Source organism: Phenylobacterium sp. 58.2.17 (assembly GCF_026411515.1).
In the GTDB taxonomy this organism is placed as follows: domain Bacteria; phylum Pseudomonadota; class Alphaproteobacteria; order Caulobacterales; family Caulobacteraceae; genus Phenylobacterium.
In genome coordinates this window covers 1-13,303 of sequence record NZ_JAPMTQ010000042.1, presented here as the reverse complement: position 1 = coordinate 13,303, position 13,303 = coordinate 1, and the positions used below count along the sequence as shown (strand labels likewise).

At 68.8% G+C, this 13,303-nt stretch carries 14 protein-coding genes; 5 read left to right on the top strand and 9 right to left on the bottom strand.

Going from position 1 to position 13,303, the window contains the following annotated elements:
• Positions 1 to 126 precede the first annotated feature (126 nt).
• Positions 127 to 489, bottom strand: coding sequence for an EthD domain-containing protein (locus OUA97_RS19145; protein WP_267233632.1), 363 nt, complete (start codon positions 487 to 489; stop codon positions 127 to 129).
• Positions 489 to 1,208: a dienelactone hydrolase family protein gene (locus OUA97_RS19140; RefSeq protein ID WP_267233631.1), complete on the bottom strand. Its 720-nt coding sequence runs from the start codon at positions 1,206 to 1,208 to the stop codon at positions 489 to 491. The genes OUA97_RS19145 and OUA97_RS19140 overlap by 1 nt, the downstream gene beginning before the upstream one ends.
• 135 nt (positions 1,209 to 1,343) lie before the next feature.
• Here OUA97_RS19140 and OUA97_RS19135 point away from each other — a divergent pair, with 135 nt between their 5' ends.
• The 3 genes from OUA97_RS19135 (at position 1,344) to OUA97_RS19125 (ending at position 3,034) form a co-directional block, all read left to right on the top strand.
• Positions 1,344 to 1,706: a nuclear transport factor 2 family protein gene (locus OUA97_RS19135; RefSeq protein ID WP_267233630.1), complete on the top strand. Its 363-nt coding sequence runs from the start codon at positions 1,344 to 1,346 to the stop codon at positions 1,704 to 1,706.
• A gap of 260 nt (positions 1,707 to 1,966) precedes the next feature.
• Positions 1,967 to 2,731: an outer membrane protein gene (locus OUA97_RS19130; RefSeq protein WP_267233629.1), complete on the top strand. Its 765-nt coding sequence runs from the start codon at positions 1,967 to 1,969 to the stop codon at positions 2,729 to 2,731.
• A gap of 93 nt (positions 2,732 to 2,824) precedes the next feature.
• Positions 2,825 to 3,034, top strand: a complete 210-nt coding sequence (locus OUA97_RS19125; protein WP_267233628.1) for a dodecin — start codon at positions 2,825 to 2,827, stop codon at positions 3,032 to 3,034.
• Here OUA97_RS19125 and OUA97_RS19120 read toward each other — a convergent pair.
• Complete coding sequence (locus OUA97_RS19120; protein WP_267233627.1) at positions 3,021 to 3,674, bottom strand: DsbA family protein; 654 nt, start codon at positions 3,672 to 3,674, stop codon at positions 3,021 to 3,023. The genes OUA97_RS19125 and OUA97_RS19120 overlap by 14 nt on opposite strands.
• A 158-nt stretch (positions 3,675 to 3,832) precedes the next feature.
• Here OUA97_RS19120 and OUA97_RS19115 point away from each other — a divergent pair, with 158 nt between their 5' ends.
• Positions 3,833 to 4,333: a GNAT family N-acetyltransferase gene (locus OUA97_RS19115; protein ID WP_267233626.1), complete on the top strand. Its 501-nt coding sequence runs from the start codon at positions 3,833 to 3,835 to the stop codon at positions 4,331 to 4,333.
• 68 nt (positions 4,334 to 4,401) lie between these two features.
• On the opposite strand, the gene OUA97_RS19110 is transcribed toward OUA97_RS19115, so the two are convergent.
• Entirely contained in the window at positions 4,402 to 5,007 is a 606-nt protein-coding gene (locus tag OUA97_RS19110) for an FMN-dependent NADH-azoreductase (protein ID WP_267233625.1), read from the bottom strand.
• A gap of 110 nt (positions 5,008 to 5,117) precedes the next feature.
• On the opposite strand from OUA97_RS19110, the gene OUA97_RS19105 reads away from it, so the two are divergent.
• A complete protein-coding gene (locus OUA97_RS19105; protein WP_267233624.1) occupies positions 5,118 to 6,047 on the top strand; it encodes a LysR family transcriptional regulator in 930 nt (309 codons plus the stop codon).
• Between the two features lie 7 nt (positions 6,048 to 6,054).
• Here the strand turns inward: OUA97_RS19105 and OUA97_RS19100 are convergent, their stop codons facing one another.
• The 5 genes from OUA97_RS19100 to OUA97_RS19080 all read right to left on the bottom strand — a co-directional run.
• Positions 6,055 to 6,420 carry a hypothetical protein gene (locus tag OUA97_RS19100; RefSeq protein ID WP_267233623.1) on the bottom strand — a complete coding sequence of 122 codons (366 nt, stop codon included), beginning with the start codon at positions 6,418 to 6,420 and terminating at the stop codon, positions 6,055 to 6,057.
• A gap of 114 nt (positions 6,421 to 6,534) precedes the next feature.
• Entirely contained in the window at positions 6,535 to 9,294 is a 2,760-nt protein-coding gene (locus OUA97_RS19095) for a TonB-dependent receptor (protein WP_267233622.1), read from the bottom strand.
• Positions 9,295 to 9,805: 511 nt separating this feature from the next.
• Entirely contained in the window at positions 9,806 to 10,489 is a 684-nt protein-coding gene (locus tag OUA97_RS19090) for a ParA family protein (RefSeq protein ID WP_267233621.1), read from the bottom strand.
• Between the two features lie 131 nt (positions 10,490 to 10,620).
• Complete coding sequence (locus tag OUA97_RS19085) at positions 10,621 to 11,217, bottom strand: hypothetical protein (protein ID WP_267233620.1); 597 nt, start codon at positions 11,215 to 11,217, stop codon at positions 10,621 to 10,623.
• Positions 11,218 to 11,238: 21 nt separating this feature from the next.
• Positions 11,239 to 13,303, bottom strand: a 2,065-nt coding sequence (locus OUA97_RS19080) for a hydantoinase B/oxoprolinase family protein (RefSeq protein ID WP_267233619.1), incomplete at its 5' end; no start/stop codon positions are given.

Sequence of the window (13,303 nt, the reverse complement as noted above, 5' to 3'; positions counted from 1 at the left end):
TGGTTCGTTGTTATTGGGGCATTGGTTTCGTCGGGGCGCTGTTGTTGGGGAGGTGGTCCGGGTGTGGGGACTGGCTTGTTGGGGGGTTCGGGTGTGGGCCGCACCCCCCCTTTTCTTTGCGCCGCCTCAGAAGATGACGTGCTCGTGGCCCCACCAAAGCGGCGAACGCGAGAGGTCGACGAACCGCTTTTCGTCCTCCAGCAGCAACGCTCCGGCCTCCCGGGCGGCGTGCGGCTCGGCGCTCGCCATGTCCTCGAAACTGTCCCACCAGAGCTGGGCGACGCCGTCGAAGCCTTCCGGCCCGCCCCGGACGTCGCGCAGGGCGGCCGAAGCCTCCAGCGGCAGGCTGTGCAACTGCACGTAGCGCCGGATTCGCAAGGCGTCGCGGACACTGGCCACCAGCGGGGCGTGGGTGTTGAGCCAATAGTCCTGGAACTGCTCGCGGGTCAGTTCCGGGCGGCGGACGAGGGCGAAGGTCAGCTTGATCATCAGGCCAGCACTTCGCCGAGGAAGCCGGCCATGGCGGTCCAAGCCCGATGCGCGGTGGCCTCGTGATACTCGATGCCCATGTCCGGCATGTTCGCGCCGGGGTTCATGAACGCGTGCTTGGCGCCGCCGAAGGCATGGATCTGCCAGTCGGCGCGGGCGGCGGTCAGCTCCTGGCCCAGGGCGACGACGTCGGCCGGCGGGACCATCGGATCGTCCCAGCCATGATAGGCTGCGACCTTGACCTCCATCGGGCTGACGGTCGGCAGGCCGGGCGGGGTGAACAGGCCGTGGAAGCTGGCCACGCCTTTCAGCGGGGCGCCGGCGCGGGCGAGGTCGAGCACGCAGAGCCCGCCGAAGCAGAAGCCGATCGCCGCCAGCCGGTCGGCGCGAAGCTCGGGCAAGGCGGCGACCACCTCGATCACATGCAGCAACCGCCGGCGCAGCTCGGCTCGGTCCTGGACCAGCGGCGTCATCAGCGCCTCGCACTCGGCCGGGGTCGAACCGCGCTGGCCCTTGCCGTACAGGTCGACGCAGAAGGCGCCGTAGCCGAGGCCGGCGAGGCGGTGGGCGAACTGCTCCTGGCCCTCGGAACGGCCTTCCCAGCCGTGGAACACCAGCACGCCCGGCAGGGGCTCGCGGGCGCCGTCAGGCAGCACCAGCGCCCCGTCGTGCAGCGCCTCGTCGCGGTGATACTCGATAGTGCGGATGTGGCTTTCCATGCCCGGCGTCTCCCTTTGCCGCGACGCTAGGCGTTGGACGGTCGGTTTCGCAAGGCGCGCGCTGCGTTACCTGACGGGTAATCGCGCGACCGTCGGGCGGCCGGCAAGGTGGGGGCGTCAACAAGGAGCTGACCCATGACCACCGCCGCAGACATCGCTGAAATCTACATCGCCGCCTGGAACGAGACCGACGTCGCCGCCCGGCGGGCGATGATCGCCGACACCTGGACCGGCGACGCTGTCTATGTCGACCCGATGGCCGCCGTCGAAGGCCACGCCGGGGTCGACGCCCTGATCGCCGGGGTGCAGGAGCGTTTCCCCGGCTTCCGCTTCGCCCTGATCGGCGAGCCGGACGGCCATGGCGAGCACGTGCGCTTTTCGTGGGGCCTGGGCCCGGACGGCGCGGCCGATGCGCCCATCAAGGGCACCGACTACGTGCGCGTCGAGGAGGGGCGGCTGAAGACGGTCACCGGCTTTCTGGACCAGCTCCCCGGCTGAGCTGCGGGCAGCGGACGGGCGCGGCGGGCGACAGCGGGTCGCGCCCCTTCTGCATTGGGCCTGAGCGCGCCATCGGGCATCGACCCGATCTGTGCGGCGAGGGGGCGCGGCGCCAGAATGACAGGGCCGAAATCCCATTCGGCCACGCCATCGAACGCTGATGCACACCGATGCCCAGCTCGATCCCGGCGACCCTTCGCCAGTGGCGGTCAAGACGACCGAGCGTGAATTCCGTCACCCGAAAACGAGAAGGGCTAGTGATGTCTCTCAAACTTGTTCTGGCGGCCGCCGGCTGCGCCAGCCTGCTCGCGCCCGCCTCGGCCCTGGCCCAGCAGGACTATGACTGGACCGGCTTCTATGTGGGCGGCAACCTCGGCGCCAGCTGGGGCGACACCTCAATCAAGACCAAGATCGAGCGCGGCAACGGAGCGGCGCCGATCGATCCGCGCGACATCGCGGTGCTCAACGCGCCAATCGCCGACGACGACAACGACACGGGTTTCACCGGAGGCATCCAGGGCGGGCTGAATTACCAGACCGGCAGCTGGGTGTTCGGGCTGGAGACCGACGTTGGCTGGATGGACATCGGTCAGAGCCGCACGAACGCCTACACCCTGCCGTCCGTCATCAACCCGCCGATCACCGCGGCCGTGAGCCAGGAGGTCAGCACCGACTGGGTCTGGACGCTGCGGCCGCGGATCGGCTGGGCCAGCGGGCCGTACATGATCTATGGGACCGCGGGCCTGGCCGTCTCCCAGGTCGAGGTGAAGGCCAGCTACGCCGACAACCGGGCGCTTGGAAACACCGGCAGCTTCAGCGACAAGGACACCAAGACCGGCTGGGCCGCGGGCCTGGGCGGCGCCTATGCGTTCACCGACAATCTGTCGGCGCGCGGCGAGTGGATCTACACCGACTTCGGCGACGTGCGGGCCTCGTGGGTGACGCCCAACGGCTATGCGGCGTTCACGACCGAGGCCGACGTGCGGGCGAACCTGCTGAGGATCGGGATCGACTATAAGTTCTGAGCCGCGACGGCCGGGCGCCGCGCGAGCGACGTCCGGCCGCAACCTCGCTATGGTGCGGTCCGTTCTCCCTTCAATGACAAAGGGAGATCCGCCATGGCCGACGACAATGTCTACAAGATCCTTGAACTGGCCGGTTCGTCGGCCAAGAGCGTCGAAGACGCCATCCAGACGGCGATCACCAAGGCCAGCGCCACGGTCCGCAACATCCGCTGGTTCGAAGTGATCCAGGTGCGCGGCCACGTGGAGGACGGCAAGGTCGCCCACTACCAGGTGCTGCTGAAGGTCGGCTTTACGCTGGAGTAGCCGGGTCCGGTTCGGTTCCGAGCCACTGGTGCAGAACCTGCAGCACCGGGGCGGCCGGCTGATAGCCGCGGTTGACGATGCCGAAGTGGCCTTCCTCGTTCGGGCCGCCGACCAGGGTCGGGAAGCCGGTCACGCCGGCGCGCTGGGCTGTGGCGTAGTCGTTCCAGGTCTCGTGCTTGAGGTCGTCGGTCTCGAAGTCGGCGAGGAAGGCGTCGCGGTCGACGCCGAACTCGGCGGCGAGATCAGCCAGGACCTGCGCCTGAGTGACGTCCAGCCCCTCAGCGTAGAAGGCGTGATGCAGGCGGGCCAGGAACAGCACCGCCTTTTCGCCGTCGTCGCGCCGGACGCGGACGACGGCGCGGGCGGCCGGATCGGTGTCGTAGAGGAAGCCCGGGCGGTCGAGCACGGCGTCGTCGAACGGCAGGCCGGTGGCCTCGTGGACGTGCTCCCAATGGATCTTCAGTTCGGTCTTGGCCTGCTCGGTGGTCGGTTTGTCGTTGCCGGGGCGCAGGCCGCCCATCACCAGCTGGATCGGCAGGGCGCGGCCAAAGGTGCGCCGGATCTGCGCGATCACCGGCGAGAAGCCGTAGCACCACGAGCACATCGGGTCGGCGAAGTAGATCAGGCGGGGGGTCTGCATGGCGGCGTCCTCTCGTCTGGCCTATGTAATGCGCGGGGGCCGCCTGGGCGAGCCGATTGGAGACCACGATCCTTGAAGGCCTGAACGCGCACGTTTCGCGAACCGCCTGCAAGCGCGCCTGCGCGGCGCGCGCCGATCCCTCCTGACCGGACCTTCAGATGATGTATATCCGCCCTGCGCGCGCCGACGAGATCGAACGCGTGCGCGAGATCGAACGCGTTTCGGCGACCCGCTTCCTCGGCACGGACCGCGCCTGGCTCGCCGAGGACGAGCCGACGGACGCCAGGACCCTGGCCGAACGGATCGGGACGGGCGGGCTGCTGGTCGCCGCCGACGGCGAGGTTGCGGTCGCCTTCGTGATGTTCCGGCCGCTCGAGGGCTGCGCCTATGTCGAGCAGATTGACGTGGCGCCCAGCCATGCGCGGCGCGGGATCGGGGGGCGCCTGCTGGAGGCGGTGGCGGGGCTGGCGCGGGCGAGGGGCTGGCCGGCCCTGACGCTGTCGACCTTCAAGGACGTGCCGTTCAACGCCCCGTACTACGCCCGGCTGGGCTTTGAGCCAGTCGAGCACCTGACGCCGGGCCTGGCCAAGATCCGGGCCGAACACGAAGCGCGCGGCCTCGACGAGACCGCGCGCGTGTTCATGCAACGAAAGGTGTGACGGGGAGGACCGCCCATCTGGGCCGATAGGGGCGGTCCTCCTCCGTCTCGGCGCGAACGCCGATGACGTCAGGCCGGGAGGCGGGCCAGTTCGGCGCGGCTGTCGGCCACCGCCTGGTCGCGGGCCTCGGGGCCGTAGCCGATCTTTTCGGCGCGGATGAAGGTCACGTCGGTCAGGCCAACGAAGCCGAGCAGCTGGCGCAGGTAAGGCTCCTGGAAGTCCAGCGCCTGGCCCGGGCCCTCGCTGTAGAGGCCGCCGCGGCTCTCGACGACGATCACCTTCTTGCCGGTCAGCAGGCCCTCGGGGCCGGCTTCGGAGTAGCGGAAGGTCTCGCCGGCCCGCAGCACGTGGTCGAACCACGAGCGCAGGGTGGTCGGGACGCTGAAGTTGTACATCGGCGCGCCGATGACGATCACGTCGGCGGCCCGAAGCTCGGCGATCAGCTTGTCGCTGAGGGCGCGGGCTTCGTGCTCGGCAGGGGTCGAGGGCTGGGCGCGGACGCCGGCCACCGTCGAGGGCAGCAGATGCGGGATCGGGTCGGCGGCCAGATCGCGGAACACCAGCTGGGCGGCGGGATCGCGGGCGGTCAGCTCGGCGACGGCGTCGGCGACCAGCAGGCGCGAGATCGAGGCTTGGCCGCTGACGCTGCTGTTAAGAACCAGAATGTTGGTCAAGGCGCCCTCCAAGGCGTGAGTGAATTCAACGCCGACAGAAGTGAGCCCTTGAAGGGTGCAACAGTAGACCGATATTTCGCACTAGATTGTTGCACGATTGGGAACGCTCGATGCTCGACCTCGAAGACATCCAGGCCTTCGCCGAGGTGGCGGAGGCGCAGAGTTTCGGCCGCGCCGGCCAGCGGCTGGGGCTGTCGAAGTCCATGATCAGCCGCCGGGTGGCGCGGCTGGAGGCCGAGCTCGGCGCCCAGCTGCTGAGCCGCACGACCCGCGGGGTGTCGGTCACGGAGGCGGGGCTGGAGTTCAAGGAGCGGGCCGACCGGGTGCTGGCCGAACTGGAGGCGGCGCGCGACGACCTGGCCCAGCGCGGCGAGGACATCGTCGGATCCCTGCGCATCTCCGCGCCGCTGTCGTTCGGTATGACCCATCTGTCGGCGGTGCTGGCCGAGCTGGCCGTGCGCCACCCCAAGCTGCAGGTCGAGGTCTCCTACAGCGACCGGTTCGTCGACCTGATCGGCGAGCGCTACGACGTGGCCGTCCGGATCGGGGTGCTGGAGGATTCCAGTCTGGTGGCGCGCAAGATCGCCCCGATCCGGGCCGCGGCGATCGCCAGCCCGGCGTTCCTGGAGGCGCACGGCGTCCCGACGCGGCCCGAGGAGCTCGAGCGGTTGCCGGCGGTGATGGCCGGCTCGGAGGTCTGGCGCTTCCAAGACGGCAAGCGGACGATCACCGTGCGGCCGGAGGGGCGGTTCAAGGCCGACAACGGCCCGGCGATCCTGGCCGCGGCGGCGGCCGGGCTGGGGGTGGCGATGCTGCCGACCTTCCTGGTGGGGCCGTCGATCGACAAGGGCGAGGTGCTGCCGCTGCTGCTGGATTTTCCGGCCCCGCCGCTGGGGCTCTACGTGGTGCGCCCGCCGCCGGCCGCGCACATGCCGGCCAAGGTCCGGGCCCTGACCGACCTGCTGATCGAGCGGTTCGGCGGCGAACCCTTCTGGGACGCCTGCTATGCGCGGCGGGTGGCCGCCGGGTTGCCGGCCTGACCGCCGGCTAGTTCAGGTATCCCGTGCGACTGTCGGCAGCCGGGGCCGGGCGAAGTCCTGTGGCTACGTCCCAGTCTTGCAGGCCGGATCGAACGGAGCCCCGGCCGCAGGCCTCGGCGATGATCACGAAGTACGGTGGATCAAGCAGCGCAGCATCCGGGCGCATCGCGAAGACGATTTTCACGGTCGCGCCGTCGATGAAGACCGCGGGGGCGCTCAGATCCCAGCGCTGGCTTTGATGGCCGAGAACGCGCGCTGCCGCGGGTAGGACGACATCCCGACTAAACTGCGGCGTGACTTCGAAGCTGCAGGGCTCGGCCGCCGCCGGGGCGGCGGCGGCGAAGGAGGCTGCGATGAGGGGCCTGAACTGCACGCCGAAACTCTGCCTGCGCTTTCGGGCGCGGGCAATTGCTTGGGCGGGCGGTCAAAAAAATAGGGCGGCTCCCGTAGGAGCCGCCCCAGTCAGCGTTCTCGAGGGGGAAGACCTCTAGAACTTCTTGGTGACGCCCAGCTTGTAGTACCGGCCCAGCGGGTTCGCCGTGAACGGGTCGTAGCTGAGGTCGAGACGGGCGAACGGCGGATCTTCGTCCAGCACGTTGATGACCGAGGCCGTCAGGGTCGTGTCCCAGGGCAGGAACACGCGGTAGGCCAGGTCGTGCGTGATGAAAGCGTCGATCTTGCGGCCGTTCTGGTTGGTCGCGAAGGTCGAGGAACCGCCACGGGTGTCGACCATGTTGTCGACGTAACGCACGGTCCAGCGCAGGTTGTGGTCGCCGCGGTTGTATTCGGCGAAGGCGCTGCCCTTCCACTGCGGCTGCGAGCCGTAGCCGAGGTAGTCCATGGTGCCGACGTAGTCGGTTTCCGGCGCGGTGACGATGCCTTCGATCGTGTTCTGAGCGACCACGTATTCGATGACGTAGGTGACGTCGGCGCCGAAATTCATGTCGCCGCCGAAGACGTCGCGAGCCGAGTAGTTGGCCGAGAAGTCAACGCCGCTGGTCTTCACGTCCGGACCGTTCACGAAGTAGTGGCGGACCCGGTTGATGTTCGCGGCCGAGCAGGCGCCGTTGAACGAGATGCGGTTCTGCAGCGCGGCGTAGGCCGCGTTGCCGCAGTTGTTCGCGCCGGCCGCGCCGTTCGGGAAGATCGCGTTGACGATCTGCGAACCGCTTTCCGACCGGATCGGGCCTTCGAAGTCGAACGACCAGTAGTCGACCGAAGCGCGGAAGTCGCCGAAGTCGAACAGAGCGCCGAGGTTCAGCGTCTTGGCCTTTTCCGGCTCCAGGTTCGGGTTGCCCCACAGGTCATAGGCGCGATAGCCGCCGGCCGCGGTGGTGTACGACAAGTTGGTCGTCGCGGTCGGAGCGATCTGGGTCTGCGGCGGGGCGCGGAAGGTCGAGCCGGCCGAGACGCGGAACGCCAGCCAATCGGTCGCCTGCCACTTCAGGGCGACCTTCGGATTGGTGGTGGCGCCGATGTTGCCGCCGTAGTCCTCGTAGCGAACCGCCAGGGTGCCGGTCAGGGTGTCGGTGAACGGCATCTGGGCTTCGACGAAGGCCGCGCCGACCGAGTAGTCGAGGTCGTAGTCGGCCAGGGCGCCGAAGAAGCTAAACGGACCGTTCTGAGCCACGCAGGTCGCGCCAGGGTTCACCGACGAGTCGGCGCAAGGGCTGACTGCGATGTTGGTGTCGTCGTTGTTCTGACGCTCCACGCCGCTCCAGCGGTACTGAGCACCGGCGGCCCAAGCTAGCGGACCGGCGCCGAAGTCGACGCTGCCCACTTCGCCGTTGAACACCAGGTCGGCGGTGAACATGCGCGAGCGCTGCTTGTAGCCGTACTCGCCGAAGATGTAGTCGAGCACTTCGCGGCTGTTGGCCGTGGAGGCGACGTAGCCCGGATTGGTGCGGCCGTCGATGACGTTGGATTCAACGCCGGTCGAGAACGGGTTGAACCACAGACAGCCATTCGCGCCGGCGGTCGTGCCTTGGCAGTTGGCGCCGCCGAAGCCCATCATCGCGCGCTGCAGCTTGCCGACGAGGATGTCGGACGTCGCCACGTCGGAGTTGGAGTCCATGTAGGTGACGGCCGCGTCCCAGCCGATGCCGCCGCCGAAGTCGAATTCGCCCTTCAGACCGGCCGACAGGCGGTAGGTCTCGAAGTAACGACGGTCGTGCTTGGCGCCGCCGCCGAACAGATCGTTGCCGCCGACGCCGATCGGACGCCAGGCGATCGAGGTGAAGAGACCGTTGGCCGCGGCCGCCGCCTGGGCCGGGGTCATCTGGCCGAGCAGCGCCTGCAGGCCCGGGTTGCTCACCGGGATGAAGAAGCCGTTGGGCTGGACCTTGCCGGTCAGCGCCGAGGTCGGGAAGTTGTTCGGCGGATACGATGGCGACGAGTGTTCCTGGGGCACGTCGTGGGCCGCGTACAGCACTTCGGCGTGGAACTTCGTCTTCTCGGTGAGGTCGAAGTTGATCTCGCCGTACAGCTGCCAGTGTTCTTCTTCTTCAATCAGGTTGTTGAAGCCGATGAACTGGAACTGGCAGCCCGGACCGGTGATGGTGGCGCAGCCCGGATCTTGCAGCGCGCTGGTGTAGGTGACGCCGCCGTTGCCGCTGGTCAGGTAGGTGCCGGGATTGCCGAAGCTCGACCAGCCGCCTTGCGGGTTGTCGGTGAGCGAACGGATCGCGAAGTCACGCTCGGTGACCGGCAGCGGGGTGCGCTTGCGGTAACCGGCGGTCAGCAGGATGTCGGCGTTCTCGCCTTGCCAGCCGTAGGCGGCGCTCAGGGTGTAGTCGCCGTCGGTGCCGTCGATGTACGAGTAGTTGCCCGAGACTTCGAGGCCGTTGAGGTTCTTGCGGGTGATGAAGTTCACCACGCCGGCGACGGCGTCGGAGCCGTAGGTCGCGGCCGCGCCGTCCTTCAGCACTTCCACGCGGCCGATGGCGGCCGTCGGGATCATGTTGGTGTCGACGTAGATCGCGCCCGGCGAGATCGACATGCGGCGGCCGTTCATCAGCACCAGGGTGCGCTCGGCGCCGAGGCCGCGCAGGTTGACGTTGCCCACGCCGGTCGATTGGGCGGCGGCGTACTGGTTGGCTTCGCCAAGGACGCCGGACACCGCCGGGATCGACTTCAGCAGGTCGACCGTGGTCGGCGAGCCCTGCTTCTGCATTTCATCCTGACCGATCACGTTGACCGGCAGAGCCGCGTTTTCGGGCGAGCCGGCGATGAACGAGCCGGTGACCACGATTTCTTCGACCGCGGTAGCGTCGTCTTGCGCGCTGGCAGGGCCGGCGAGCCCGAGGACCGCCAGGAGCGCGAGGGAGGAGGCTCCTGCGAGGTACCTACAATGCAACATACGTTTCCCCTAATATAACAGCGTTATACGTCAAATTGACGTCTTAACGTGGCGCAGGAGAAAGCGGCCAAGGCTCGGAAGTGCAAGTCTCTTTTCCGTCACGGAAAGAATAACGACGCTATTGCGACGTAATCGAATGGCGTTATTCAAAAAGCAGCGTTCAAATTTTCGGCGTAAACGCAAAAACGTACCTATGATTCGAATTTGATGGCATTTTCCTCATAAAAATCAGAGTTGGATTTTGCTATCGGCGTCGAATCTTCCTTGCTGCCCGAAAATGTCGCTTCCAAGCCACAGGGAGCGCGAATTCGTCCAGGCGGCCGCGATTGCATACATAATGAGGGATTAAAACGTCCTGTGGCGACAAAAACGCCGCTGGCGGGGGCAGTCGCCCGCGCCCCTAGTTTGACGTTTCGGTAGGTTTCGCGAGCAGGTCGAGGACCGAGCCGAGGTAGGCTTCGGCGTTGGCGCGCGCGGCGGGGACGCCGCTGACGCCGCTGGCCGCCAGCTGGTCGAAGCCGCCGCCGACCGCGAACAGGGTGCGGAACGCTTCCTTCTCGATCAGGGCGGTCGGCAGGATCTCGATCTCGCTGGTGCGCAGCTGGGCGACTACTTCCTTCAGCGAGCGCGGACGCAGGGCGGCCGGCACGCGGGTCAGTAGGCAGCGGTGCGGCAGGGGCCGCCCGGCCCGGCGGCCGAACTGGGTGACCATCTCGGCGGCCTTGATCGCCTGGATCGCCTCGAGCTGCGAGGCGGCCAGCGGGGTGACCACAAGGTCGAGGCGCATGGTCGTGAAGGCCATCGCCCCTCGGATCGAGCCTTCGGTGTCGAGGATCAGCCAGTCGGGCTGCTTGCGCTGGGCCTCACGCAGGGCGTCGCGCATGTCCTCCATGGTGGGGGCGGGGTGGATGCTGACCTTGTCGGGCCGGCCGGGCAGCGAGGCCCAGTGCACCAGCGGCTTGTTGGGATCGGAATCGATCATCGCCACGCGTTGCCCGCGCTCGACGAGGCCGAGGGCGAGCAGCAGCGCCGCGGTGGTCTTCCCCGCGCCCCCCTTCGGATTGACAAAGGCGACTGTCGGCAAGCCGATCTCTCTGCTGAGGCGCCCCCGCCGGGACCTAGGCGTAAACCATAGCGGTCCGCGGCCGGACTATCGAGCGGGTATGCGGCGCTACTTTGTCCTAGGCCTGGGGATGACGCCCATTGGCTGGAGACCTAGCTCGTGGGCGCTTCGGCCGGGGGCCGGGCTTCGGGGGCGGCGGCGGCTTCCAGGCCGGCGGTCGGGTCGAAGGCGGCGCCGAGCAGCTTGGCGTTCTTCTCCAGGCGTTCGGCGGTCGGGCCGCAGCGCACCGGCAGCGACCAGCTCATCCACTCCTGGGCGAGGCGGGCCTTGGTCAGGTTCGGGGCGCCGGCCCAGACCGCCTGGCCCTTTTTGATCGCCGCCGCGCCGATCGGTCCGAGCGGACGGATGCTGGCCTTCTCGGCCGCCTCGATGGCGCGCTCGAACGCCTTCAGGTCCTTGCGGCTCTGCTTCTGCATGTCGGCGTAGACCTTGAGGTCCTCGGCCAGCGGGCGGTTCGGCGGCCGGTAGGTGCTCTCGATACGGGTGACCTCGGGCATCACCTGGTCGTGCAGGTCGAGGTAGCCGCTCAGCGCCCCGTGGCACCAGGAGACCAGCCCGTAATCGTCGTGCGGCGCGCCGACCGGCCAGGGCAGCTCCTCGGCGCCGGCCGGCGTCGCGGGCGTGGCGGCGGCCGGCTCGGCGGCCTGATCGACGGCCAGAAGGGCGAGAGCGATGAGTAGCGCTGGCATGGAACCTCGTTGAAGACTGGATCAGGCGGCGGCCCCGAAACCCCCGCCCCCGGGGGTTTCGATCTCGATGACGTCGTCGGGCTCGACTGTAAGCGAAAAACAGCCCGGCAGTTCCTTTACCGCGCCGTCGGCGCCGATCAAACGCTGGGCGCCGGGCAGGGCGGCCGCGCCGCCGCCGATCCCTTGCGGCGCATGGGCGCGGCGGGTGGAGAGCAGGGCCGCCTCCATCGGGGCCAGGAAGCGGATGCGCCGGCGCGCGCCGTCGCCGCCGGCCAGGGCACCGGCGCCGGCCGAGCCGCGGCGAATCGAAAAGTCCTCGACCCGAACCGGGAAACGGCGCTCGAGGATCTCCGGGTCGGTGAGCCGCGAGTTGGTCATGTGGGTGTGGACAGCGCTGGTCCCGGCCCGGTCGACTGTGGCGCCGGCCCCGCCGCAGATGGTCTCGTAGTACTGCCGGGTCTCGTCGCCGAAGGTGAAGTTGTTCATCGAGCCCTGGGCGTTGGCCATCACGCCCAGCGCCGCATAGAGCGCGTCGACCACGTGCTGGCTGGTCTCCACATTGCCGGCGACGACGGCGGCTGGATAGCGCGGGGCCAGCATCGAGCCCTCACGGGTCAGGATCTTCAGCGGCTCCAGGCAGCCGGCGTTGAGCGGGATGTCGTCGTCGACCAGGCTGCGGAACACATAGAGCGCGGCGGCGTCGACGATGGCCGAGGGGGCGTTGAAGTTCGAGCCGAGCTGGGCGGCGGAGTCGCGGAAGTCCAGCACCGCCTCGCCGGCCGCCGCATCGACGGTGATCCGCACGACGATCTCGCCGCCGCCGTCCATCGGCACGCGGGCCGCGCCGTCCCTGAGCTTGCCGATCGCGCGGCGGACCGAGGCGGCGGCGTTGGCCTGGACGAAGCCCATATAGGCCGCGACGGCGTCGCCCCCGAAGGTCTCGATCATGCCGCTGACCGCCGCGGCGCCGGCCTGGCAGGCGGCGATCTGGGCCTTGAGGTCGGCGATGTTGCGGTCCGGCGCGCGGGACGGATAGGGCCCGGCGGTCAGGGCCGCGCGCACGGCGTCCTCCAGGAAGACGCCGCCGGTCATGATCGGCAGGGCGTCGAGCAGCACGCCCTCTTCATCCAGCGTGTGGGAGAAGGGCGGCATCGAGCCGGGCTGGATCCCGCCGACATCGGCGTGGTGGCCCCGGGCGGCGACGTAGAAGGCGGGGCGAGCGGCTGCTTCCACGAACACCGGCATGACCACGGTGATGTCGGGCAGGTGGGTGCCGCCGGCATAGGGATTGTTGAGCGCGAAGGCCTCGCCGGGGTTCAACTGCGGATGGCGGTCGCGGACGGCGCGCACGCTGGCGCCCATCGAGCCGAGATGCACCGGCATGTGCGGGGCGTTGGCGACCAGGCCGCCGTCTGTGTCGAAGAGGGCGCAGGAGAAGTCGAGGCGCTCCTTGATGTTCACCGAATGGGCGGTGCGCTCCAGGGCCGCGCCCATCGCCTCGGCCACGCCCATGAACCGCTTGTTGAACAGCTCCAGGGTGACCGGATCGGGCTTGTCGAGCGCCAGGGCGGCGGCCTTGCGGCGGCCGGCCTGGTCCAGGCGGATCATGCCGTCGGGGCCCGGCGTCGCGGTCCAACCGGGGGCGAGCGCGATCTGGGTGTCGGGGCGGACGATCAACGCCGGGCCCTCGACGGCGGCGATCAGGACGTCGGCGGCTATCACCGGCGCCTCATGCCAGGCGCCGTGGAAGAACATGCGGGTCCGGTCCTTTTCACCCTCCCCCTTGTGGGGAGGGACCGGCGGCGCCCCAACCGTCTCGTCGCTGCGCGGTGATCCGCCCTCCCCACGAGGGGGAGGGACGGCGCCCGCCTCGCTAATCGCCTCGGCCTCGACCGAGGCGATGACGATCGGCAGGTTCGCTTCGATGAAGCCGAACAAGCGCTGGTGGCCAGCCTCGAAGGCGGCCTTCACCTCGGCCGGCGGGCCGAGGGGGACCGGCAGCTCGGCGTCGGCGCCTTCGTAGCGCAGGCGCAGGACGCGGCGGACCTCGCCGGCCTGCGCGCCCTGGTCGGCCAGGGCGGCGCGG

Bases quoted from the DNA above. Each gene is read 5' to 3' on its own strand.
- OUA97_RS19145 (WP_267233632.1), bottom strand. From the start codon at position 489: ATGATCAAGCTGACCTTCGCCCTCGTCCGCCGCCCGGAACTGACCCGC.
- OUA97_RS19140 (WP_267233631.1), bottom strand. From the start codon at position 1,208: ATGGAAAGCCACATCCGCACTATCGAGTATCACCGCGACGAGGCGCTG.
- OUA97_RS19135 (WP_267233630.1), top strand. From the start codon at position 1,344: ATGACCACCGCCGCAGACATCGCTGAAATCTACATCGCCGCCTGGAAC.
- OUA97_RS19130 (WP_267233629.1), top strand. From the start codon at position 1,967: ATGTCTCTCAAACTTGTTCTGGCGGCCGCCGGCTGCGCCAGCCTGCTC.
- OUA97_RS19125 (WP_267233628.1), top strand. From the start codon at position 2,825: ATGGCCGACGACAATGTCTACAAGATCCTTGAACTGGCCGGTTCGTCG.
- OUA97_RS19120 (WP_267233627.1), bottom strand. From the start codon at position 3,674: ATGCAGACCCCCCGCCTGATCTACTTCGCCGACCCGATGTGCTCGTGG.
- OUA97_RS19115 (WP_267233626.1), top strand. From the start codon at position 3,833: ATGATGTATATCCGCCCTGCGCGCGCCGACGAGATCGAACGCGTGCGC.
- OUA97_RS19105 (WP_267233624.1), top strand. From the start codon at position 5,118: ATGCTCGACCTCGAAGACATCCAGGCCTTCGCCGAGGTGGCGGAGGCG.
- OUA97_RS19085 (WP_267233620.1), bottom strand. From the start codon at position 11,217: ATGCCAGCGCTACTCATCGCTCTCGCCCTTCTGGCCGTCGATCAGGCC.